The following is a 22321-nucleotide window of genomic DNA, read 5'->3' on the forward strand; positions in this document are numbered from 1 at the left end:
GCTCACCCCTCGCGCCAGCGGCGGTCCTCCTCGTCCCAGTCCTCGGTGCGCGCGCGTGCCCGCTCGAGCGCCGCGTGCGCCGCCTCACGCGTGGGGTACGGCCCCATCCGGTCGGTCCAGGGGCTCTGCATGCCCTCCTCGACCTCACCCGTGCCCGGGTTGTACCAGAACTCTCTCGCGCCGTCGTCGGCCATCACGCCTCCCGTGGTGCCCGCGGCGCGGGGTGCGCCGCCCATCCGTAGACTGCCAGCCATGTCGATCTCGCACGCGCCGACGGGCACGCTGGTGCCCGGCACCGTCAGCCCCGTGCGGAGCGTCCCGGCGCACATCTCCCGCCCCGAGTACGTGGGCAAGAACCGCGAGCTCCCGTTCACCGGCTCCGAGGTCAAGGACGCCGAGACGGTCGAGCGCATCCGCGTGGCCTCGCGCATCGCCGCGCAGGCACTCGCCGAGGTCGGGAGGCACGCGGCCCCGGGTGTCACGACCGACGAGCTCGACCGCATCGGCCACGAGTTCCTGTGCGACCACGGCGCCTACCCCTCGACGCTGCACTACCAGCCGCACCCCGGCCAGGTGCCCTTCCTCAAGTCCCTGTGCACGTCGGTCAACGAGGTCATCTGCCACGGGGTGCCGGACTCGACGGTGCTCCAGGACGGCGACATCGTGAACGTCGACATCACGGCGTACGTCGACGGGGTCCACGGCGACACCGACGCGACGTTCCTCGTGGGGGACGTCGACGAGGAGTCACGGCTGCTCGTCGAGCGCACCCACGAGGCCATGATGCGCGGGATCCGCGCCGTGCGGCCCGGCCGTGAGATCAACGTGATCGGGCGGGTCATCGAGGCCTATGCCCGGCGCTTCGGCTACGGCGTGGTCCGCGACTTCACCGGTCACGGCGTGGGTGAGGCCTTCCACTCGGGCCTGATCGTGCCGCACTACGACGCGGCCCCGCACTACGACACCGTGATCGAGGCCGGCATGGTCTTCACGATCGAGCCCATGCTCAACCTCGGCACGCCCGACTGGGAGATGTGGGACGACGGCTGGACCGTCGTGACCAAGGACCGCCGGCGCAGTGCGCAGTTCGAGCACACCCTCGTGGTGACCGAGACCGGAGCGGAGATCCTGACCCTGCCATGAGCGAGCACACACCTCACCGTCCCGCGCCCACCGGGGCCTTCGGCATCGACATCGGCGGCAGCGGCATCAAGGGCGCACCCGTCGACCTGCTCGTGGGCGAGCTGAGTGCCGACCGCGTGCGCATCCCGACCCCCCAGCCCGCGACGCCGGACGCCGTCGCGGCCACCGTCGCCGAGCTGGTCGACTCCTTCCACCTGTCGCCCGACCTCGCGATCGGCGTGACCTTCCCGGCCGTCATCCAGCACGGCGTCGCACGCTCGGCCGCCAACGTCGACGACTCCTGGATCGGCACCGACGTGACCCAGGTGGTCTCGAAGGCGACCGGACGCACGGCGCTCGCCGTCAACGACGCGGACGCGGCGGGCTACGCCGAGGCGCGCTACGGCGCGGCCCGCGGGCGCGACGGCGTCGTGCTCGTCGTGACGCTGGGGACGGGCATCGGCTCATGCCTGGTCGTGGACGGGACTCTCGTCCCGAACACCGAGCTGGGCCACCTAGAGATCGACGGGCACGACGCGGAGAGCCGCGCGGCCGACAGCGCGCGCGAGCGCGAGGACCTCGACTGGGAGCAGTGGGCCGCGAGGCTCCAGCGCTACTTCCGCGTGGTCGAGGACCTCTTCTGGCCCGACCTGATCGTCGTCGGCGGCGGCGTCTCGAAGAAGCACGAGAAGTTCCTGCCGCTGCTGGACCTGCGCACCCCGATCGTCCCGGCGATGCTGCGCAACTCGGCCGGGATCGTCGGGGCGGCCGCACTCGCGGCGCAGGGAGTCGCCCTCGACTGAGGCAGCCCCGGGCGTCGGACGCTCAGTCGGTCGACGCGTCCTCGGGGAAGTGCCGCGTGTCCTGACCCTCCTCCGGATCGGGGTGCGGGTCGGGGTCCACGGCCTTCGTCGGCAGGTCGGGCTGGGCCGGGTCGAAGCTGTCGGGGAGGTGCTCGCTCATCACTCCACCGTCGCACCGCGACGCCGGCCGCGCATCCCGGCCGGGCCCAGGACGGCGTGATGGTCTCAGGCGTCGAGCGCGACCGTGAACCAGACGGTCTTGCCACCGGTCGGCCGCGGCTCGACCCCCCACCGCTCGGCGAGGCGGTCGATGATGCGCATGCCGTGGCCCCCCGGCACCTCCGGTCCGGTCGTGCGCACGACGGGGAGCGCGTCGCCGTCGTCGGCGACCCGGATCGTCAGCCGTCCGTCGTGCACGCGAGCCGCGACGCGCACGGGGCTCGTCGGGCCGTGGTGGAGGGCGTTGGCGACCGCCTCGCTCGTGAGCAGCTCGACCACCTGGAGTCGCTGTCGCGGCGCGCCCGCGCGCGCCGCGAGGTCCCGCGCCCAGTGGCGCGCGCGGGCGAGCTCGCCGAGGCGGGGTTCGAGGAGGATCTCCGTCACCTCACGTCCCCAGCGTGGTGCGGACCACCTCGGCGATCTCCTGCAGGTACTCGTCCATCCCCGCGAGCCGCGCCTCGTCCCACGGGTCGACGTCGTCCGAGTAGAGGTTGAGCGCGAGACGCGTGGTCTCGTCGACGTAGGCGGGAAGAGCCGCCGCCGAGCGGAACCCGGCGTCGAGCGCGGCGGCCCGCCACGCCGGCCAGCGCGGGTCACCCGAGATCTCAGGGACGAGGACGCCGGCCATGTGCTGGAGCGACGTCACGCACGGGCCGTCGCCCGTCTCGACCTCGACCCGGTCGCAGCGCTCGGCGCGTTCGTCGCTGCTGCCCGCGTACGCGAGCTGCTCGCCCGAGCGCAGCACGATGCTGCAGAACGTGTCGGGTCCGAGACGCTCGGCGGCTCCACGTGCCGCCGCCGCGAGTGCGTCGGGCTCCTGGATCATCACTCACCTCGGGCTCGGGGGCGGGGTCCAGGCTCGCACGCCTCGGCGCCCGGGGCACGTCGACGCACGGGAGGGCCCAGGAGTGCGGACCCCCGCGTCGCCGGTCGACCCACCCGCACCGCCCAGGGGTCGGGACGACCGGGCGGTGCGGGCGAACGCAGGAAGCCTGCCGGCTAGGTGAGCCAGTGGCCTGGCCCAGGACGCCGACGTGCTGTGACCAGCGCAGCGGCACCGGCCAGGACGAGGAGCGCGGCCCAGGTGAGCACCGCGCTGGATGCAGCCCCGGTGAGCGCCAACCGCGCGGGGCTGGGCGCTGCGTCCGACGGCGGGCTCGCCGCCGCCCGGACGGTCAGCGGGGTGGACGCCCACCGCTGGGACGTGCCGCCGATCACCTCGAGCGTGTGCCGGCCGGGAGCGGTGCCCGCGGGCAACTCCTCCAGGAGGAGCACGGCCCTGCCCGCGAGGTCGGCCGTGACGGTTCCGAGGACCACCGGTGTCGAGTACATGACGACGACGACGGTCTCTCCGGGCACGAACCCGGACGCCCGGACGGTCAGCGGTTCGGAGGCGGCGACGGAGAGCGCGTCGAGGTCGACCTCGACCCCCGGGGTCGGCGTGCCCCCGTGCGGCGGCACGCCTGCGACGGTGAGTGACACCGTGGCGCGGGCGGGTTGGTACCGAGTGTCGCCCCGGTACCGCAGCTCGAGCACGTGCTCACCGGGGGCCAGCACACGCGTGAGGTGCACCGCTCCCACTCCGCCCGTCAGCTCGCCCGTGCCCACCTCATGGCCTGCGAGCCACACGCCGACCTCTGCCGACTCCACGGCCGGGGCCGGCCCGGTCGCGATCCGCACCGGCAGCACGCCGAGCGTCCCGACGGGCGTCGTGCTCGGTGGAGCGTCGAGCGTCGTCGGAGCACGAGTGACCTCGACCTCGAGGGTCTCGGCCACCGCGGGTGCGTACCGGCCGTCGCCGTCGTACCGCGCGGCCACCGTGTACGTGCCCGGCACGAGGGCCGCGAGGTCGACCTCGGCCGCCCCGGGGCCCGCCTCCCGACCGTGGGGCGTGGGGGTACCGTCGACCGAGAGCGTGACGCGTCCGGTCGGGCCCACGGCTCCGTCGGTGCCCGTGGCCGTGGCGGTGAACCGTGCGGGTGAACCGTAGGACCAGGTGGGCGGGCCGGCGAGACGGACGCGCGCCTCGCCGCGCGTGACGAGTACCGCCGCGTCACCCGAGGCGGGGAGGTAGACGTCGTCTCCGGAGTACCGGGCGACGACCTCGTGCGGCCCCGGGTCGAGCAGGGAAAGGTCCACGCCCACGTCGCCGTGCACGTCGTGGACGTCGCCCACGACGACGCCGTCGACGAGGTACGTCACCGTGCCCGTGGGCGCCGGCACCGTGGCCCCGCCCGGGAGCGCGGCCCGCAGCGCCACGCTGTCCCCGTAGCCCCACTCGCGCGGGCCGCCGATCGTGACGACGGTGGTCGTGCGGGCAACCGTGGCGGTCGTGTCCTGGGCGCTGGGCGCGTACGTGCCGTTGCCCAGGTACTCCGCGCGGACGGGCAACACCTGACCGGGGTCCCCCGCCAGCACCGCGACCCGAGCGCTACCGGTGGCGTCGAGCGGCACCTCGACGGGTTCCGCCGGGCCGACGGTGAACCGAACGGCACCCTCGCCCACGGGCGCTCCGGTACCGGGTCGTGTGACGTTCGCGACCGCCGTCGTGGGCCCGCCCACCCCTGTCACCGCTGCCTCCTCGATCACGAGGGAGGTCGTCGTGGCGACGCGCCCCACCTCCACCTGCCGCACCGCCGTCGTGAACGGCAGGTGGTTCGCGTCGCCGGAGTAGGTGGCCGTGAGGTCGTACCGACCCGGCGGCAGGTCGCTCACGTCGAAGTAGTCGGTCCTCGAGCTCCGCCGGACCGGGGCGCGCTCGACGCCGTCGACCGCGAGCGTCACGGCGCCGCCCACCAGGTAGGCCGGCGCCGTCATCTCCACCGTGACCTCGACCGGATCGCCGGCGGACCACGACGTCGGCCCACCGAGGACGATCGTCGTCGGCGCCTTCTCGACGACGACCTCCACGGTGGCGGAGGTCTCGCCCACGAAGGCGCTGGGGAGCGGGTGCAGCGTGTTGCTCAGCTGGGCGGTGACCGTGTGCGTCCCCAGGGACGGGGCTCCGAGGAGCGTCGTGCACGTCACCGTCGTTCCCCCGGGAACGTCCGGCTCCAGTCGGCCGCAGCCCGAGAAGTGCGACCCGTTCACGAGGAAGTAGAGTCCCGCGTTCGTCCCTTCAAAGCCTGCCGCGTCGGCCAGCTCGACGGTCGCGGTCACCATGACATCCTCGCGGTACGCGGAGGGCACCGGTGCGGCCGAGACCGACACGGTCGCAGCCGCACCGACCAGGAAGGTGCCGGTCGCCTCGGTCGTCACGCCGTGGTTCGTGCAGGAGACCGTCATCGGGAGCGTCTCGGGTGCCGCGACGTCCGCCACGAAGAGCCGGTAGGGGGCGACGAGTCGCACCTGGACCGGCGTGAGCGAGCCGGGCGAGCTGCCCGGGACCGTGATCGCGGTGCTCTCGAAGCCGTCGTCGGGGCAGAACCACTGTGCCTTCGCGGTCACGTTCGGCGCGGCGGCGTAGGGGCTCTGGGACGTGATCACGGGCTCGGCGGCTGCCGGTGGTGCCAGGGCCACGACACCCGCGAGCGCCAGCGCGTTGCCCAGCAGCGCGGCCACCGGACGGGACCACCGACGCCGCGGGACGGACGAGGACTGTGCGGGCATGGAGCAGCCTTCCGAACGGGGGCGGTCGCGGCGGCACGCCCGGAGCGAGCCGACGATCCCGTCGCCGACCACGGGTCGCCACCTGTCGGGAGGCGGACCCGGGATGCGGCGTCGTCGCCGGCGTCGGTCCGGACCGACTCCTCTAGGACCTTCGGCCCAGAAGAACGTCGCCTTGATCATGTCGTGGTGTGATCTCGGCCACGCCGACACCTGCAGGTCGGCGCCCGAGGCGCCTCGCGACCCGCGTGGTGGATGAGTCGGCCGGTACGCCGGGTTCTGTCCCCGCACCCGGTTGCCCCGGTGCGGGTGGCGGCCATCCCTCTACGACGTACGTTGCCGCACGCCTCCAGCGGCCTACCCGGGAGCTCGGGCGAGCAGCCCTCGAACGCTCCCTGTCTGGCCTTGCTCCCGGTGGGGTTTACCTAGCCGTGCCGGTCACCCGGCACGCTGGTGGTCTCTTACACCACCGTTTCACCCTTACCCCGTCGCGGGCCGGAGCCCGACGGCGAGGCGGTCTTCTCTCTGTGGCACTGTCCCGCGGGTCACCCCGGGTGGGTGTTACCCACCACCGTGCTCTGCGGAGCCCGGACGTTCCTCGGCGTCGCCGGCGAACCGACGACGACGCGACCGCCTGGCCGACTCATCCGTACACCACTGTAGTGCGAGGGGGCGGCGCGCCACCGAACGCCGTCGGGCACCGGTCACACGTCGACGCGGTAGTCCAGGGCCAGTTCGTCCCCGGCGCGGCCGCGGATGGCCCAGTGCGTCGCGGGCACCTCGAGCACCACGGCCTCGACGTCCTGCTCGTCGACCCCCAGCGCGGCCGGGAGCTCGCGCGCGAGGCCGTGGACCAGGCGCCGGACGGCGTGCTCGCTCCGGCCCGCGAACGCGACCACCTCGACCACCAGGTAGGCAGGCCCGCGCCCGGGTGCGACGAGCTCGTCGTCCGCGAGCAGGAGGAACCGGTGGAACCGCTTCTCGGCCGGGAGGGCCCACGCGTCGACGACGATCCGGTGGATCGCGTCGGACACCTCGGCGGTGCGCCCCTGCCAGATCGACCTGCGCCCGTACACCTTGACCTGCGCCATCGCGCACCGTCCCCTCGCTCGACGGGACCACCCTAGGGCTGGCGGCCACGCCCACCGCCGTGCCCCGACTACCCTGCTCCGGTGCTCGTGCTGCTGCCGCCCTCCGAGGGCAAGACCTCCCCCGCCGGCGGCGCCCCCGTCGATCTCGACCTGTTGACCGCGCCCGTGCTGCGGCCGGCGCGTGAGCAGGTGCTCGACGCGCTCGCCGAGGTCAGCGCCCTGGACGACGCACCCGCGCGCCTGGGGGTCGGGGCCACGCTCGCGGACGAGGTCGCCCGGAACACGACGCTGCGCAGCGCACCCGCGGGCCCGGCCCGCGCGGTCTACACCGGGGTGCTCTACGCCGCGGCGGGCCTCGGGGACCTGGACGGCGCGGCCCTCGAGCGGGCGCGGGAGTCGCTGCGGGTGGTCTCGGCGCTCTGGGGCGTCGTCGGGCCCGAGGACCGCATCCCGGCCTACCGCCTCTCGATGGGCACGGACCTCCCCGGTGTGGGGCCGCTCGCCGGGTTCTGGCGCCCGAGGCTCGAACCCGTGCTCGCGCCCGTCGACCTGGTGGTGGACCTGCGCTCGACCGCCTACGCAGCGGCCTGGGTGCCACCCGCGTCGGCGCAGCTCACCGTGCGTGTCGAGCGTGAGGTGGAGGGGCGGCGCACCGTGGTCTCGCACTGGGCCAAGCACGCGCGCGGTGCGCTCACCGGGCACCTGCTCATGCGCGGCGACCTGCCACGCACACCGGCCGAGGTGCTCGCGGCGGCCCTGGAGCTGGTCGGGACGGGGCCCATCGGCCGCACGGCGCCCGGCCTGATGACGAGCGAGCTGCGCACGGCCGAGCTGGCACGTGGGCCGCGGGGCACCCACGTCCTCACGCTCGTCGTGGGCTGAGCCCCGGACCGGGGCCGGTCAGAGGTCCGTCGGCATCCCCACGACGACGGCCTCGCGTGAGCCGTCCGCCCACCACCGCAGCGCGGTCACCGAACCGGGGAGCACGCGCACCCAGCCCCAGTGCTCGGCGGGCACCCCGAGGGTCACCCCCACCGCCGCCCGGATCGCCATCGCGTGGCTGACCAGCACGACGGTGCGGCCCACTCCCCCGTCCAGCAGCCCCTCGAGGCCGGCTCCGACGCGTCGACCGACGTCGAGCAGCGCCTCGCCGCCCGGTGCGGCGACCGACGGCGTCTCGTAGAACTCCCGGAGCGTCCCCGGGGCATCGGCCTCGATCTCCGCGGCCGTGCGACCCTCCCACGCACCGAAGTCGCACTCGGCGAACGCTGCGTCCGTCACGACGTGCAGCCCGAGCCGGCGCCCGACGGCGGCCGCGGTCTCCTGGGTGCGCACCATGGGCGAGGCGAGCAGCGCGCTGGGGTGGTGCACGTCGGGCCAGACGGAGCGGCCGACCCGGAACACCAGGTCGGCCGCCTTGGCCGCCTGGATCCGCCCTGCAGGCGCGAGCGGCGGACCGGGGACGGACGAGCCCGACATCGCCTTGCTCTGGGTGTGCGCGGTCTCGCCGTGCCGCACCAGCAGCACCGTCAGCGACTCGGCCGCGTCGAAGCGCATCGCGGCGCCCGAGGGTCTGGGCGCGCGCGGGGGCCCCGGGGCCGGCGGCGCGTCGTCCGCGGCGTCGGGTCCCGTCATCGCGGCTGCTCGGCGCCGCGCACCAGGATGCGACCGCACTCCTCGCAACGGATCACCTCGTCCTGCGGCGCGGCCGAGATGCGTGCGAGGTCGTGCGGGTTGAGCTCGAGCCGGCATCCCTCGCAGCGACGTCCGCGGAGCGCGGCCACGCCGAGCCCACCGAGCTGCTCGCGCAAGCGGTCGTAGAGCTTCACGAGGCCCGCGTCGAGGCCCTCGGCGCGGGCCTCGCGCTGCTGCGTCACGTCGGCGGCCTCCGCGTCGAGGTCCGCGAGCGCGCGCTCGAGCACGCCCGCCGCCTCCGTCTGCTGCGCGAGCAGGTCGTCACGCGCGGACGTGAGGTCACCGAGGGCCTTCTCGTGCGCCTCGAGCCGCTCCATGACCTCGAGCTCGACCTCCTCGAGGTCGCCCTGCCGGCGAGCGAGGGCCTCGAGCTCGCTGGTGAGCGCCTGGGCGTCCTTGGCGCTCACGGCCGCGGACTCGAGGCGCGCCTGGTCACGTGCCGCACGCGCACGCACCTGCTCGACGTCGCCCTCCGCCTTGGTGAGCTCACGGCGCAGGTCGGTCACGGCCGTGCGCGAGGTGACCACGGCGGACTCGACGTCGGCGAGCCGCGTGCTCAGCTCCTGGGCACGCGCGTGCGCCGGGTGGGACGCGCGCTGGTGCGCGATCTGGGCAAGGCGCGTGTCGAGCGCCTGCACCTCGAGGAGCCGGTGCTGGTCGGTGACGGGGGCAGTGGTCACGGGTGGGTCCCTCCGGACGGTTCGGCGGCGGTGGCTGGGTCCGGGCCGGGCGACGCGACGCGCCCTGTCCACGGGTCGGTCCGCAACGTGCTGACGCGGGTCTCCACCGTAGTGGCAGCCGCGGCGCCCAGATCGGCCTCGAGGGCGGCCGCCGCACGTCGCAGCCACGGCCACTCGCTCGCGGAGTGCGCGACGTCGACGAGGAACGGCGTCCCCGCGGCCGCGGGCCGGCCCGCGCGACGCGCCTCGAACTCGGCCCGCTCGCGCAGCTCGGACGCGGGGTGGTGGCGCAGGTCAGCGGTGACGTACGCATCGACCCCCGCGCGGCGCACCGCGTCGAACAGCGAGTCGCCCGAGCCGCCGACGACGGCGACCGTCCGCACCGGGGCGTCGAGGTCACCCGCGAGCCGCACGCCCTGCTCGGTGGCCGGGAGCCGTGCGGCGACCCGCTCGCCGAACGCGCGCAGCGTCATCGGCTCGTCGAGCCGCCCAACCCGGCCGATTCCGGTCGAGCCGTCCAGCTCGGCCTGCGCGAGCACGTCGAACGCCGGCTCCTCGTAGGGGTGCGCGGCGCGCACTGCCCTCACCACGACGGCGCGCAGCCGACGCGGCGCGACCATCTCGACCCTTGCCTCGGGCACGTGCGTGCGCTCACCCACGCGGCCGACGGACGGCCGGGCACCCTCGAGGGGCTCGAACGTTCCCGTGCCCGTGGTGGTCCAGGCACAGCGCCGGTAGTCGCCCAACGCACCCGCGCCGGCAGCCGCCATGGCGTCCACGAGCCGCTCGGCGTGATCGACAGGCACCATCACCACGTGCTTGTCGAGCGCCTCGCCGGGCACGGGCACCAGAGGCTCGAGGTCGACCACGCCCAGCAGCTCGGCGAGCGCCTCGGCGACTCCCCCGCGCGCGGCGTCGGCGTTCGTGTGCGCGACGTGCAGGGCACATCCCCCGCGCACGAGCCGGTGCACCAGCTCGCCCTTGAACGTGGTCGCCGCGACCGAGTGGACCGCACGCAGCAGCAGGGGGTGGTGGGTGACGAGCAGGTCGGCGCCCCACGCGAGGGCCTCGTCGACCACGGCCGAGGTCGGGTCGACGGCGAGCAGCACCTTCCGCACAGGTGCGCCCGGGTCACCGCACACGGTGCCGACGGCGTCCCAGGACTCCGCGGACGACGGCGGATACCTCCGGTCGAGCGCCGAGACGACGTCGGCGAGGGTCGGGGCCGGCACGTCGGGGGCGTGGTCTGCAGTCACGACGGCGACGCTACCGGCAGCGGTCCGTCACGGTGCGCTCATGGCGGTCACGGCGTCACCGACAGCGAGACGGCCCGTGGCCTCGGGCACGAGCCGCACCCCGAACCAGGTCCGCCCGTCACGGCGCCGGTGCCGTGCGAGCGCGCGCAGGGGCTCGGCCGTCACCTGGCGGGTCTCCGGGTCGATGCCCGGGATCGGGCACCGGTCGCAGAGCTCGGACACCCGGAAGCCCAGCGCACCGATCGTCACGTGCGTCCAGCCGTCCTCCACGAACGGCTCGAGCCCTCCGTCCACGACCACGTTGGCCCGGAAGCGCTCCATCGCGAGCGGTGCGGGCCGGGGACCCGCCTCACGTCCGCACGCTGCGTACCGCTCGGCGTAGCGCTCGCGCCCCCACTGCTCGAGCCGCCGCAGCGAGGGAACGGTGGTGAGCAGCAGCGGCGCGGTGTCGGCGAGGCTCAGCACCTCTCCGGAGCGCCCGCCGTGCGACGGCGAGACCGACCGGCGCGTCGGGTCGTCGAGCCACACGAGCCGGACGTCACGGCCGACGACGTCGCTCAGCAGGGCGTGGGCCTCGGAAGCCGCGAGGCGGGCCGTCCCGACGCGGGAGAGGCTCACGGGCACGACCTCGCCGTCCGTGGGCGGTGCGACGCCCACGCGGTCACCTCCCCGCACCAGCTCGATCCCGCCGTCGGCCGCGGGCCGTGCGGTCACGGAGAGCAGCCGCGGATGGTGCTCGAGCCGGATCTTGTCCCCCGCGGCGTCGACGACCATCCAGCGCCTGTCGTGCCGCAGGCCCTGGGGCTCGACGTCGGCCTCGCGCGGGCTGGTCCCGCGCAACGACTTGACCGGGTAGACGGCGAGCTCGGTCACGTGCACGGGCGGACCCTAGCAGCGGCCACCGCGCGCGCTGACGGGCCGGGCGGTCAGGCGTCGGCGGCAGCCGGGTGGGCCGCCGCGCGCGCTCTCTCCTCCTGCGCAGCGAGGGCCTGGCGCGCACGCACCTGCTGCAGGGTCGCCGTCCGCTCGGACCGCCCACGGCCGATGAAGCTCACGGCCCAGTGCAGCAGCGTCGTGACCCGGTTCTTGAAGCCGATCAGGTAGAACACGTGCACGCCGAGCCACAGCACCCATGCCGCGAACCCGGCGACCTCACGGCCACCGACGAGCGCGATCGCGTGGAAGCGCGAGACCGTGGCCATGCTGCCCTTGTCATGGAAGACGAAGCGCTCCCGCCCCGTCTCGCCACGCAGGCGGCGGGCGATCTGCCGGACCGCGTGCACACCGCTCTGCATCGCGACCTGCGCCACTCCCGGAAGGTCGTCGAGGGCCATCATGTCCCCGATGACGAACACCTCGGGGTGCCCGGGCAGCGTGCAGTCGGCCTCGACCTTCACCCTGCCGGCCCGGTCGGTCTCGGCCCCGGCGCGCTCGGCGAGCCGCGCCCCCAGCGGCGAGGCCGCGACCCCCGCGGCCCAGACCTTGCACCGGCTGTCGATGCGCCGCGTGCTGCCGTCGCGCGCGCGCAGCTCGAGCCCGTCGGCGTCGACGGCCGTGACCATCTCGCCCAGCCGTACCTCGACCCCGAGCCGCCCGAGCTGGTCCTGGGCCGCCCGGGACAGGTCCTGGCCGAACGAGCCGAGCATCTCGGGAGAGGCGTCGACGAGCACGATGCGGCTGGTCCGCGGGTCGATCCGGCGGAAGTTGCCGCGCAGGGCGCGGTGCGCGAGCTCGGCGATCTGCCCGGCCATCTCGACGCCCGTGGGCCCGGCGCCCACGACCACGAACGTCAGCAGCCGCTCGATCTCCTCGGGGTCGTCGCTGAGCTCGGCGAGCTCGAACGCGCCGAAGATCCGCCCCCGCAGCTCGAGCGCGTCGTCGATGCTCTTCATCCCCGGCGCGTACCGCGCGAAGTGGTCGTTGCCGAAGTAGGACTGCCCGGCGCCCGCGGCGACGACGAGCGAGTCGTAGGGCACCTCGTACTCGCCCGACGGCGACGTGGCGGTGACGGCGCGCCGCTCGACGTCGACGTCGGTCACGGTCCCGAGCAGCACGCGCGCGTTGCGTTGGCGGCGCAGCACGTCACGCGTCGCGGGAGCGACCTCGCCCTCGGAGAGGATTCCGGTCGCGACCTGGTAGAGCAGTGGCTGGAACAGGTGGTGGCCCGTCGCGGCGACCACGGTCACGGCCACGCCGGGCACCCGGGCGAGCTCGCGCGTCGCGAAGAGCCCGCCGAAGCCCGAGCCGATGACGACGACGTGGTGGTGACCAGGCCCCGGTCCGTCGAGGCGGGGCGGGTGGGCGTGGGACATGCGCTCCTCCTCCGTCGGTCCCTCGACCGTACGGGCGGGCTGCCCGGCACGCGCGTCGAGCACCCATCCGGTGCGCGAGCCCACCGCCCCACCGGTCGCGGTTCGCGCACGCACGTGCCTAGCGTGGGAGCGCCGCAGGGCGCGCAGCCCCGCGGGGAAGAAGCACCGACGCAGGAAGGCCGTCGGCGCCATCTCGAGGTCGAGCTGGTGTGCCGCGGCTGCCGCGCGCCTCCGCGATCCCGAGCCACCGCAGGACCCACCGGCCCGCGGGCCGTGACCCGGAGGTTCAGATGTTCTTCCACCGCCAGGAGCTCCAGCACAAGGCGAGCCCCGACCGTCCCGACGCCGTCTACGCCCGCAAGCTGCAGGAGGTGCTCGGGGGCCAGTACGGCGAGATCACCGTGGCCATGCAGTACGGCTTCCAGTCCTGGAACGCTCACCTGCCGGGCAAGTACCGCGACCTGCTCTTCGGCATCGGTGCCGAGGAGATGGGGCACGTCGAGATGCTCGCGACGATGATCGCGCAGCTGCTCGAGAAGGCGCCCCTCGGCGTGACCGAGGAGGCCGTCCAGGACGACCCGACCGTCGCCGCCGTCGTGGGCGGGACGGACCTGCAGCACGCGATCGTCGCGGGGGCCGGCGCACGACCCGTCGACAGCATGGGCAACCCGTGGTCGGCCTCGTACGTGACCGCGAGCGGCAACCTGCTCGCCGACTTCACCGCCAATGCCAACGCCGAGATGCAGGGGCGGCTGCAGGTCTCCCGGCTCTACCACATGACGGACGACGCGGGCGTGCGCGACCTGCTCTCGTTCCTGCTGGCGCGCGACACCATGCACCAGAACCAGTGGATCGCGGCGGCCCGCGAGCTGCAGGAGGAGGGCTACGAGCAGCTGCCGGTGCCGAGCAACTTCCCGCAGAAGAAGGAGGAGACCTCGGTGTCGTACGACTACCTCAACTTCTCCGACGGCGCGCACGCCTCCGAGGGCTCGTGGGCGAGCGGCCCCACCCCCGACGGTAACGGCGAGTTCGCCTACCACGAGGCGCCCGAGCGCGGCGTGCCGATGCCACCTCCCACGCGCCCCGACAGCCGCTTCTACGGCACGACCGACCTCCCGAACGCGGTCGAGAAGGTCGCGGGCGCGGTGCAGGACAAGCTCACCAAGGAGTGAGGGGACGCCCGTGACGGGCGCCCGGCGCGTGCCGGGGCCCCGTCACGGTCGCGTGCACGTGGGCCCGGCCGGTCTCGAACCGACGACCTCCGCGGTGTAAGCGCGGCGCTCTGACCAACTGAGCTACAGGCCCGACGACGGGCGCACACACTACCGCCGCACAGCCCCGGATGGGCTCAGCTCAGCGCTGCCAGGGCCGCCCGGTAGTCGCCGAGGGCGCGCGCCTGCCCGGGCGGGTTGACGACGCTCCACCGGACGATGCCGTCGGCGTCGATCAGGAAGCTGCCGCGCACCGCAAGGCCCTTCTGCTCGTCGAACACCCCGTAGGCGCGGGCGGCCTGGCCGTGCGGCCAGAAGTCCGAGAGCAGGTCGAAGCCGAACCCCTGCTGCTCGGACCACGCCCGCAGCGCTGGCACCGGGTCGCACGAGACGGCGAGCAGGCGCGCGCCCGCGGCCTCGAAGTCCTCGAGGGAGTCACGGAGCTCGCACAGCTCACCCGTGCAGATGCCCGAGAACGCGAACGGGTAGAACACGAGCGTGACGGGCGTGCCTCGCAGGTCCGCGAGCGACACGGGCGTGCCGTGCACGTCCGGGAGCGTCAGGTCCGGGGCGACGTCGCCGGGGCGCGGAGCACCGGCAGCCGCCATCAGCGACCCCGCCCGCGCGTGCCCAGGCGCGTGCCCGACCAGTCCGAGCCCACGGGGAGCGTGCTCGTGGCGTGCAGGCCGGCCGTGGTCGCGGCCTCCTCGATGTCGCTGTGGCCCACGTGACCGCCACGCCCGGCCTTGGGTGTGAGCAGCCACACGGTGCCACCGTCGTCGAGCGCCGTCCGCGCGTCGACGAGGGTGTCGGTGAGGTCCGTGACGTCGCCGTCGTCCTGGCGCCACCACACGATCACGCCGTCGCACACGTCGTCGTAGTCCTCGTCGACCAGCTCGCCGCCGAGGACACCCTCGAGATCGGCCCGCAGGTCCTGGTCGACGTCGTCGCCGTAGCCGAACTCCTGGACCACCTGACCGGCCGAGTAGCCGAGGCGTGCAGCCTCGGTGCCCTGGCCGCCCGCAGCCTCCGCGGTCGATCCCACTGGTGTGCCGTCCCCTTCGTCGTTCGCCGTCGCCCGGTGGCGACGGCTGCCTCACGGTAGCCCACAGCATCCACCCGCCCTGTGGCAAGCGCCACAGGTCCGCAGGTGCACGACGGCGTGTCATGCACGTCACGTCCGTCCGCACGGTGACCCGGTGTGACTTTCCACCCCCGCTACCACGAGAATGGTCGGACGACCGAGGCTCGTCGGCGTCACCTCGCCGCCCGGCCCGGGACGAACCGTGCACCGCACCGTGGCCGATCGGGTCCCGGACGGTGCGGACGAGAGGTGAGGTGTGCAGTGGCTGCACGTGACACGACAGGCCCTCTGATCAACGGGCTTCTCAGCCAGGTCCCGGACATCGACCCGGAGGAGACCGACGAGTGGATCGAGTCGTTCGACGGGCTGGTGGACGAGCGCGGCGGTCCGCGTGCGCGCTACGTGCTGCTCAACCTCCTCAAGCGCGCGCGCGAGCGCAACGTCGCCGTGCCCAGCTCGCTCACCACGCCGTACGTCAACACGATCGGCGTGCACGAGGAGCCCTACTTCCCGGGTGACGAGGCCGTCGAGCGCCGCTACCGCTCGTGGCTGCGCTGGAACGCCGCCGTCATGGTCACGCGTGCGCAGCGCCCCGAGGTGAGCGTGGGCGGCCACATCTCGTCCTACGCCTCGGTCGCGACGCTGTACGAGGTCGGCCTCAACCACTTCTTCCGCGGCAAGGACCACCCCGGCGGTGGCGACCAGGTCTACTTCCAGGGCCACGCCTCCCCCGGCGTGTACGCACGCGCGTTCCTCGAGGGCCGCCTCTCGGCCGACCAGCTCGACGCGTTCCGCCAGGAGGTCTCGGTGCCCGGCGGCGGCTTGTCGAGCTACCCGCACCCGCGCCTCATGCCCGACTTCTGGGAGTTCCCGACCGTCTCCATGGGCCTGGGCCCCGCCTCGGCGATCTACCAGGCCTGGGTCAACCGCTACGTGCACAACCGCGGGATCAAGGACACGAGCCAGCAGAACGTCTGGGCCTTCCTGGGCGACGGCGAGATGGACGAGCCCGAGAGCCGCGGCATGCTCCAGCTCGCGGGTCAGCAGGGCCTCGACAACCTCAACTTCGTCGTCAACTGCAACCTCCAGCGCCTCGACGGCCCGGTGCGTGGCAACGGCAAGATCATCCAGGAGCTCGAGGCGTTCTTCCGCGGTGCGGGCTGGAACGTCATCAAGGTGATCTGGGGCCGCGAGTGGGACGCGCTGCTCAACGCCGACAAGGACCGCGCGCTCGTCAACCTGATGAACACCACGCCCGACGGCGACTTCCAGACCTACCGGGCCGAGGACGGCGCGTTCATCCGCGAGCACTTCTTCGGGCGCGACCCGCGCACCAAGGCCCTCGTCGAGAAGATGACCGACGACGAGATCTGGGCGCTCAAGCGTGGTGGCCACGACTACCGCAAGATCTACGCCGCGTACTCCGCGGCCGTGGCGCACACCGGGCAGCCGACCGTGATCCTCGCGCACACGATCAAGGGCTACGGCCTGGGCACCAACTTCGCGGGTCGCAACTCGACCCACCAGATGAAGAAGCTCAAGGTCGACGACCTCAAGACCCTCCGCGACTCGCTGCGCATCCCCGTCACGGACGACCAGATCGAGGACCCGTACCAGGCGCCGTACTTCCACCCCGGGCCCGAGTCGCCCGAGATCCAGTACATGATCGAGCGCCGTCGTGCCCTGGGTGGGTTCGTCCCCGAGCGGCGGTCGAAGTTCACCGAGGTGACCCTGCCTCCGGAGAAGACCTACGAGGTGCTCGCCAAGGGTTCCGGCACCCAGCAGGTCGCCTCGACCATGGCGTTCGTCCGGCTCCTCAAGGACCTGATGAAGGACAAGGAGTTCGGGCACCGGATCGTCCCGATCATCCCCGACGAGGCACGCACCTTCGGCCTCGACGCGATCTTCCCGAGCGCCAAGATCTTCAACACCCAGGGCCAGAACTACCTCGCCGTGGACCGCGAGCTCATGCTCTCGTACAAGGAGTCCGAGGCGGGGCAGATCCTGCACACGGGCATCAACGAGGCCGGCTCGGCCGCCGCGTTCCAGTCGGTGGGCACGTCCTACGCGACGCAGGGCGAGGCACTCGTGCCGGTCTACATCTTCTACTCGATGTTCGGCTTCCAGCGCACGGGCGACCAGTTCTGGGCCGCAGCGGACCAGATGACCCGCGGGTTCATCATCGGCGCCACCGCGGGCCGCACCACGCTCACCGGCGAGGGCCTGCAGCACGCCGACGGCCACTCACCGGTCCTCGCGGCGACCAACCCCGCCGTGCTGCACTACGACCCGGCGTACGGGTACGAGATCCGGCACATCGTGCGGGACGGCCTGCAACGCATGTACGGCGAGGACGACGGCCGGGACAAGAACGTCATGTACTACCTGACGGTCTACAACGAGCCCATGGTCCAGCCGGCCGAGCCGGAGGACGTGGACGTCGAGGGCATCCTGCGCGGCATCCACCGCGTGCACACCACCGAGGGTGACGGGCCGAGGGCCCAGATCCTGGCCTCGGGCGTCGGGGTGCCGTGGGCGCTCGAGGCGGCCGAGCTGCTCGCCGAGGACTGGGGCGTGCGCGCCGACGTCTGGTCCGTGACGAGCTGGAACGAGCTGCGTCGCGACGGCCTCGCCGCCGACGAGCACAACTTCCTGCACCCCGAGGAGGAGCCGCGCACGGCCTACCTCACGCAGAAGCTCGCCGACGCGCAGGGCCCCTTCGTCGCCACGAGCGACTACAACCACATGGTCCCGGACCAGGTGCGCACGTGGATCCCGGGCGAGTACGCGACGCTCGGGGCGGACGGCTTCGGCTTCTCCGACACGCGGCAGGCCGCGCGCCGCCACTTCAAGATCGACGGCCCCTCGACCGTGGTCAAGGTGCTCCAGCTGCTCGCCCGCCGCGGCGAGGTGCCCGCCGAGGCACCCGCGCAGGCGATCGAGCGGTACCAGATCCACGACGTGCGGGCCGGCAGCTCGGGCGTCGCGGGCGGCGACTCCTGACCCAGGATCCCGGGACGACGAGACCCCGCCGGCCGCTGGCCGACGGGGTCTCGTGCTGAGCAGCGGGTGAGACGCTCTCGGCTCAGGTACCCGGGATGCGCTGCTCGGCCTCGGCGACCACCTGCTCGAGCTCGGTGCGCAGCCGCGCCGCCGCGGCGTGGTCCGGGTGCATGTCGAGCGCCCGCAGGTGGTGACGCGCCTCGAGCGGACGGTCGGCCTCGATCGCGGCGAGCACGAGGTGCCGTGCGACCTCGGGCGTGTGCTCACGGACGCGCCAGTGACCGACGCCCAGACCGAGCGCCTCGACGGGCAGGCCGGACTCTCGCAGCATCGCGAGGCCCTCGACGAGCGCGTGCCCGTCGGGGTCACGCTCGGCCGCAGTGGTGAGTCGGCGCAGGGCGCCCTCGTGGTCGTCGTGCACCGACAGCCGTGCGAGCTCGATGAGCGGGTACCACGCCCGCGGGTGCCCGGCGAGCTCCTCGGCCAGGGCCCAGACCGCGAGGTCGGCCGCACGCTGCTTCTCGACGTCGTCCTGCGGGGCGGTCAACGGGTCGCCGTCGGGCCCGACCTCGGCCGCACGCCGTCGGACGATCTCGGCGAGCGCACGGAACGCGCGCACGTCGTTCGGGTCCTCCGTGAGCACCGAGCGCACCGCGTCCTCGTGGATCGTGTCCCTCCGACGGGCCGACGTGGGCCGGCGGAGGCCGACACGCGTCGCCGAGACCGGACGGCGCAGCAGACGACGGAGGCGTGGGAGCAGTGCCATGCTCCGACCATAGCCGCACAGGCCCCGACGCACCGGTCGAGCACGCGCCGCCACCGGCAGCGAGGACGCGTTGTACGGTCCCTACAAGCACGGACCCGCACGGCATGCCGAGCGACCTCTATGCTCCGTGGCATGGGCGGCTCCTCGCGCGAGAACGCGCACACCCTGCGGCGGCTCCACGACGGCAGCGGGCTGCTCTCCGCGGCGGCCATGCGCAAGCTCGACGAGACCCTCCCGTGGTACCGCGCACTGCCCGCGGAGGACCGCTCGTGGGTCAACCTGGTGGCGCAGGCCGGCATCTCGAGCTTCATCTCGTGGTTCTCCGACCCTTCGGTGCCGCCCCACGGCGCGAGCGAGATCTTCGCGGCGGCGCCGCCCGAGCTCACGCGTTCCATCTCGCTCCAGCACACGCTGCAGCTGGTCCGCCTCATCGTCGAGGTGGTCGAGGACCACAGCGACCGTCTCGCGGCCCCCGGCGCCGAACGTGACCTGCGTGAGGCAGTGCTGCGCTACTCGCGCGAGGTCGCGTTCTCGGCGGCCGAGGTCTACGCGCGGGCGGCCGAGGTACGCGGGGCCTGGGACGCGCGCCTCGAGGCCCTGGTGGTCGACGCACTCGTGCGCGGCGACGCCGACGACGCCCTGCGCTCACGTGTCGCAGCCCTGGGCTGGAGCGGGCACGGCAAGGCCCTCGTCCTCGTCGGCACGACGTCCGCCCCGCTCGACGACGTGCGAGCGGCCGAGCTGCGCCGGGCCACCCGGCGCGCCGCCGACGACGCGCTCGTGGGCATCCAGGGCGAACGCCTCGTGGTCGTGCTCGGCGGCGAGGGCGACCTACGCGCGGGCGCCGAGCTGCTCCTCGCGCGCTTCGGTCCGGGGCCCGTGGTGATCGGGCCGAGCGTCGCGAGCCTCGACGAGGCGGGCCGCTCGGCGGCGGCGGCGCTCGCGGGCCTCTCGGCCGCGCGCGCCTGGCCCACGGCACCGCGGCCGGTCGCGGCCGACGACCTGCTGCCCGAGCGCGTGCTCGTGGGCGACGAGGTCGCGCGACGCACCCTCGTCGAGCAGGCCTACCGGCCCCTCGTCGCCGCCGGCGGGTCGCTGCTCGACACGCTCGCGGCGCACGTCGAGCACGGGCGCTCGCTCGAAGCCGCCGCCCGAGTCCTGTACGTGCACCCGAACACGGTCCGCTACCGCCTGCGCAAGGTCGCCGAGGTCACGGGGTGGGACCCGCTCGACGCGCGCGAGGCCTACGTCCTGCAGACGGCCCTCGCCCTGGGCCGGCTCGACGAGACCTGAGCGGCGCACGGCGAGCCGCGCATGCCACGCCGGCACACCTTTGTCGGGTTCGCACAACGAGCCGGTGCGAGGTTGGTGCCCGTCGTAGCCCTGCACGTGCGTGCGGTTCGGCCAGAGTTGTCGGGTGCTCGCCATCGTGTGCCCCGGTCAGGGCTCCCAGTCCCCCGGCCTGCTCGCCCCCTGGCTCGAGCTGGACGGGGCTGCCGAGCAGGTCGCCACCCACTCCGAGGCCGCAGGTCTCGATCTCGCCGCGCACGGCACCACGTCGGACGCGGAGACGATCCGTGACACGGCCGTCGCGCAGCCGCTGATCGTCTCCACCTCGCTCGTCGCGCTGCGCGCCCTGCTCGACGGGCGACCCGCGGAGGACGTGGCCGACGTCACCGCCGGCCACTCGGTGGGCGAGCTCGCGGCCGCTGCCGTCGCCGGGGTGCTCGACGACGCGGGCGCCGTGGGCCTCGTGAGCGCCCGCGCCCGCTTCATGGCCGACGCGGCTGCCGCCGCGCCGTCGGGCATGGCGGCCGTCGTGGGCGGCGACCCGGACGAGGTGCTCACCGCGATCGAGGCAGCCGGGCTGTGGCCCGCGAACGTCAACGGCGGCGGTCAGGTGGTCGCGGCGGGTGCCCACGACGCGCTCGAGCGGCTCGCGGCGGCACCGCCCGCACGAGCCCGCGTGATCCCGCTCCAGGTGGCCGGCGCCTTCCACACCCCGTTCATGCAGCCCGCCATGGAGCGCTTCGCGCCCGTCGCCCAGGACTGGGTTGCGCAGGACCCGCGGCTCACGCTCCTGTCGAACGCCGACGGCGCCCCCTATGCGCGGATCACCGGCGACGCCGGCCTCGAGCACGGTGCCGCCACCGACGTGCTCGCCCGCCTGGGCGCCCAGGTGGTCGCGCCCGTGCGATGGGACCTCTGCCAGCAGACGTTGGTCGAGCTCGGCGTGACCGGGCTGGTCGAGCTCGCACCCGCGGGTGTCCTCACCGGCCTGGCCCGGCGTAGCCTGCCCGGGGTGGAGACCGTCGCGGTCAAGACGCCGGAGGACCTCACCGCAGCCCGGGACCTGATCAGCAGGCACGCCGGAACCCGCCCCGTCGACCCGGAGGAGACCCCGGCGTGACCCGTCCCGTCCTGACCCAGGCCACCGGCCCGGCCCACTCGCGCATCCTCGGCATCGGCGCGGTGCGCGGCGAGAACGTCGTGACGAACGACGACGTCGCCGGCCCGATCGACTCGTCCGACGAGTGGATCCGCCAGCGCACCGGCATCGCGACGCGTCGTCGTGCCGGAGCCGGCACCGACGTGCTCGACCTCTCGGAGGCCGCCGCCCGGGCCGCGCTCGACCACGCCGGGCTGACGGGCGCGGACATCGACGCCGTGATCCTGTCGACCGTCACGTACTTCCACCAGACGCCCGCGGGCGCCGCGGTGGTTGCCGACCGCATCGGCGCGACCCCCGCAGCCGCCTACGACATCTCGGCGGCCTGCGCGGGCTACACCTACGGCATCGGCCAGGCCGACGCCCTCGTCCGCTCGGGCAACGCACGCAACGTGCTCGTGATCGGTGCCGAGAAGATGAGCGACTTCATCGACCCCACCGACCGCTCGATCTCGTTCCTCCTGGGCGACGGGGCCGGCGCCGTCGTCGTGGGTCCGTCGGACACACCCGGCATCGGACCGACGATCTGGGGCTCGGACGGCTCGATGGCCCACACGATCGGCCAGACCGAGTCGTGGCAGCAGGCCCACCGCAGCGGGGCCTGGCCCACGCTGCGCCAGGAGGGCCAGAGCGTCTTCAAGTGGGCCGTGTGGCAGATGGCGCCCGTCGCCGAGAAGGCCCTGGCCGCGGCCGGGGTGACGGCGCAGGACATCGACGCGTTCATCCCGCACCAGGCGAACATGCGGATCATCGACCAGATGATCAAGCAGCTGAAGCTGCCCGAGGGCGTCGTCGTGGGACGTGACATCGTCGACACGGGCAACACCTCGGCGGCCTCGATCCCGCTCGCGACCGAGCGGCTGCTGCGGGAGGGGCAGGTGAGCAGCGGCGCGCTGGCGCTGCAGATCGGCTTCGGCGCGGGGCTCGTCTACGCGGCCCAGGTCGTCGTCCTGCCCTGACGGTCTCGGCCCGCACCGGCGGGTCCCACCCACCGCGCACCGCGTGCGCACCACAATCGTCAGCG

At 73.8% G+C, this 22321-nt stretch carries 22 protein-coding genes, 1 tRNA gene and 1 other RNA gene; 8 read left to right on the plus strand and 16 right to left on the minus strand.

From position 1 onward, the window contains the following. Positions 1–2: 2 nt before the first annotated feature. Entirely contained in the window at positions 3–236 is a 234-nt protein-coding gene (locus GXB85_RS03860; protein ID WP_370523995.1) for an SPOR domain-containing protein, read from the minus strand. A 16-nt stretch (positions 237–252) separates the two neighbouring features. Here GXB85_RS03860 and map point away from each other — a divergent pair, with 16 nt between their 5' ends. Further along, entirely contained in the window at positions 253–1143 is an 891-nt protein-coding gene (gene map / locus GXB85_RS03865) for a type I methionyl aminopeptidase (protein ID WP_370523996.1), read from the plus strand. Next, positions 1140–1925, plus strand: a complete 786-nt coding sequence (ppgK, locus tag GXB85_RS03870) for a polyphosphate--glucose phosphotransferase (protein ID WP_161916330.1) — start codon at positions 1140–1142, stop codon at positions 1923–1925. The genes map and ppgK overlap by 4 nt, the downstream gene beginning before the upstream one ends. Positions 1926–1947: 22 nt before the next feature. Here ppgK and GXB85_RS03875 read toward each other — a convergent pair whose 3' ends face one another. From GXB85_RS03875 to GXB85_RS03900, 6 genes are all read right to left on the minus strand, one after another. Beyond that, complete coding sequence (locus tag GXB85_RS03875; protein WP_161916331.1) at positions 1948–2085, minus strand: chromosome partitioning protein; 138 nt, start codon at positions 2083–2085, stop codon at positions 1948–1950. 65 nt (positions 2086–2150) lie between these two features. Continuing rightward, positions 2151–2528 carry an ATP-binding protein gene (locus tag GXB85_RS03880; RefSeq protein ID WP_161916332.1) on the minus strand — a complete coding sequence of 126 codons (378 nt, stop codon included), beginning with the start codon at positions 2526–2528 and terminating at the stop codon, positions 2151–2153. A 1-nt stretch (position 2529) separates the two neighbouring features. Continuing rightward, on the minus strand, positions 2530–2970 hold the full coding sequence (locus GXB85_RS03885) for a GAF domain-containing protein (protein ID WP_161916333.1): 441 nt from the start codon (positions 2968–2970) through the stop codon (positions 2530–2532). A gap of 173 nt (positions 2971–3143) precedes the next feature. Then, the gene (locus GXB85_RS03890) at positions 3144–5753 is read right to left on the minus strand and encodes an Ig-like domain-containing protein (RefSeq protein WP_161916334.1); all 2610 of its coding nucleotides are present in this window, start codon (positions 5751–5753) and stop codon (positions 3144–3146) included. A 249-nt stretch (positions 5754–6002) separates the two neighbouring features. Then, positions 6003–6396, minus strand: an RNA gene (rnpB, locus tag GXB85_RS03895) — RNase P RNA component class A. A gap of 58 nt (positions 6397–6454) precedes the next feature. Continuing rightward, positions 6455–6841: a tautomerase family protein gene (locus GXB85_RS03900; protein ID WP_161916335.1), complete on the minus strand. Its 387-nt coding sequence runs from the start codon at positions 6839–6841 to the stop codon at positions 6455–6457. 81 nt (positions 6842–6922) lie between these two features. On the opposite strand from GXB85_RS03900, the gene GXB85_RS03905 reads away from it, so the two are divergent. Next, positions 6923–7723 carry a peroxide stress protein YaaA gene (locus GXB85_RS03905; RefSeq protein ID WP_161916336.1) on the plus strand — a complete coding sequence of 267 codons (801 nt, stop codon included), beginning with the start codon at positions 6923–6925 and terminating at the stop codon, positions 7721–7723. Positions 7724–7741: 18 nt separating this feature from the next. On the opposite strand, the gene GXB85_RS03910 is transcribed toward GXB85_RS03905, so the two are convergent. Genes GXB85_RS03910 through GXB85_RS03930 form a run of 5 tightly spaced genes read right to left on the minus strand, consistent with a single transcriptional unit; the run spans position 7742 to position 12784 of the window. Then, on the minus strand, positions 7742–8476 hold the full coding sequence (locus tag GXB85_RS03910; protein WP_161916337.1) for a histidine phosphatase family protein: 735 nt from the start codon (positions 8474–8476) through the stop codon (positions 7742–7744). Beyond that, a complete protein-coding gene (locus tag GXB85_RS03915; RefSeq protein ID WP_161916338.1) occupies positions 8473–9216 on the minus strand; it encodes a C4-type zinc ribbon domain-containing protein in 744 nt (247 codons plus the stop codon). The genes GXB85_RS03910 and GXB85_RS03915 overlap by 4 nt, the downstream gene beginning before the upstream one ends. Continuing rightward, positions 9213–10472 carry a Nif3-like dinuclear metal center hexameric protein gene (locus GXB85_RS03920; RefSeq protein WP_370523998.1) on the minus strand — a complete coding sequence of 420 codons (1260 nt, stop codon included), beginning with the start codon at positions 10470–10472 and terminating at the stop codon, positions 9213–9215. Before GXB85_RS03920 ends, GXB85_RS03915 begins: the two co-directional genes overlap by 4 nt. Positions 10473–10499: 27 nt before the next feature. Further along, positions 10500–11351, minus strand: coding sequence for an MOSC N-terminal beta barrel domain-containing protein (locus GXB85_RS18735; protein WP_161916339.1), 852 nt, complete (start codon positions 11349–11351; stop codon positions 10500–10502). Positions 11352–11398: 47 nt separating this feature from the next. Then, on the minus strand, positions 11399–12784 hold the full coding sequence (locus GXB85_RS03930) for an NAD(P)/FAD-dependent oxidoreductase (protein ID WP_161916452.1): 1386 nt from the start codon (positions 12782–12784) through the stop codon (positions 11399–11401). A gap of 290 nt (positions 12785–13074) precedes the next feature. Between GXB85_RS03930 and GXB85_RS03935 the strand changes: the two genes are divergently transcribed. After that, on the plus strand, positions 13075–13956 hold the full coding sequence (locus GXB85_RS03935) for a manganese catalase family protein (protein WP_161916340.1): 882 nt from the start codon (positions 13075–13077) through the stop codon (positions 13954–13956). Positions 13957–14015: 59 nt separating this feature from the next. Here GXB85_RS03935 and GXB85_RS03940 read toward each other — a convergent pair. The 3 genes from GXB85_RS03940 to GXB85_RS03950 all read right to left on the minus strand — a co-directional run bounded on the left by GXB85_RS03940 (position 14016) and on the right by GXB85_RS03950 (position 15040). Next, a tRNA-Val gene (locus GXB85_RS03940) sits at positions 14016–14089 on the minus strand. 43 nt (positions 14090–14132) lie between these two features. Then, positions 14133–14603, minus strand: coding sequence for a peroxiredoxin (locus GXB85_RS03945; RefSeq protein WP_161916341.1), 471 nt, complete (start codon positions 14601–14603; stop codon positions 14133–14135). Continuing rightward, positions 14603–15040, minus strand: coding sequence for a DUF3052 domain-containing protein (locus GXB85_RS03950; protein ID WP_161916342.1), 438 nt, complete (start codon positions 15038–15040; stop codon positions 14603–14605). The genes GXB85_RS03945 and GXB85_RS03950 overlap by 1 nt, the downstream gene beginning before the upstream one ends. A gap of 300 nt (positions 15041–15340) precedes the next feature. On the opposite strand from GXB85_RS03950, the gene aceE reads away from it, so the two are divergent. After that, positions 15341–18082 (plus strand): pyruvate dehydrogenase (acetyl-transferring), homodimeric type, encoded by a 2742-nt coding sequence (gene aceE, locus GXB85_RS03955; RefSeq protein WP_161916343.1) that lies wholly within the window; start codon positions 15341–15343, stop codon positions 18080–18082. 82 nt (positions 18083–18164) lie between these two features. Here aceE and GXB85_RS03960 read toward each other — a convergent pair whose 3' ends face one another. Beyond that, a complete protein-coding gene (locus GXB85_RS03960) occupies positions 18165–18848 on the minus strand; it encodes a hypothetical protein (RefSeq protein ID WP_202627543.1) in 684 nt (227 codons plus the stop codon). Between the two features lie 132 nt (positions 18849–18980). On the opposite strand from GXB85_RS03960, the gene GXB85_RS03965 reads away from it, so the two are divergent. The 3 genes from GXB85_RS03965 (at position 18981) to GXB85_RS03975 (ending at position 22256) form a co-directional block, all read left to right on the plus strand. After that, positions 18981–20141, plus strand: a complete 1161-nt coding sequence (locus GXB85_RS03965; protein WP_237727955.1) for a CdaR family transcriptional regulator — start codon at positions 18981–18983, stop codon at positions 20139–20141. Between the two features lie 124 nt (positions 20142–20265). Then, entirely contained in the window at positions 20266–21258 is a 993-nt protein-coding gene (locus GXB85_RS03970; RefSeq protein WP_161916345.1) for an ACP S-malonyltransferase, read from the plus strand. Next, positions 21255–22256 (plus strand): beta-ketoacyl-ACP synthase III, encoded by a 1002-nt coding sequence (locus GXB85_RS03975; RefSeq protein WP_161916346.1) that lies wholly within the window; start codon positions 21255–21257, stop codon positions 22254–22256. Before GXB85_RS03970 ends, GXB85_RS03975 begins: the two co-directional genes overlap by 4 nt. The last annotated feature ends 65 nt before the right edge of the window (positions 22257–22321 follow it).

The organism is Cellulomonas sp. APG4 (assembly GCF_009996735.1).
Classification (GTDB): Bacteria; Actinomycetota; Actinomycetes; order Actinomycetales; family Cellulomonadaceae; genus Actinotalea.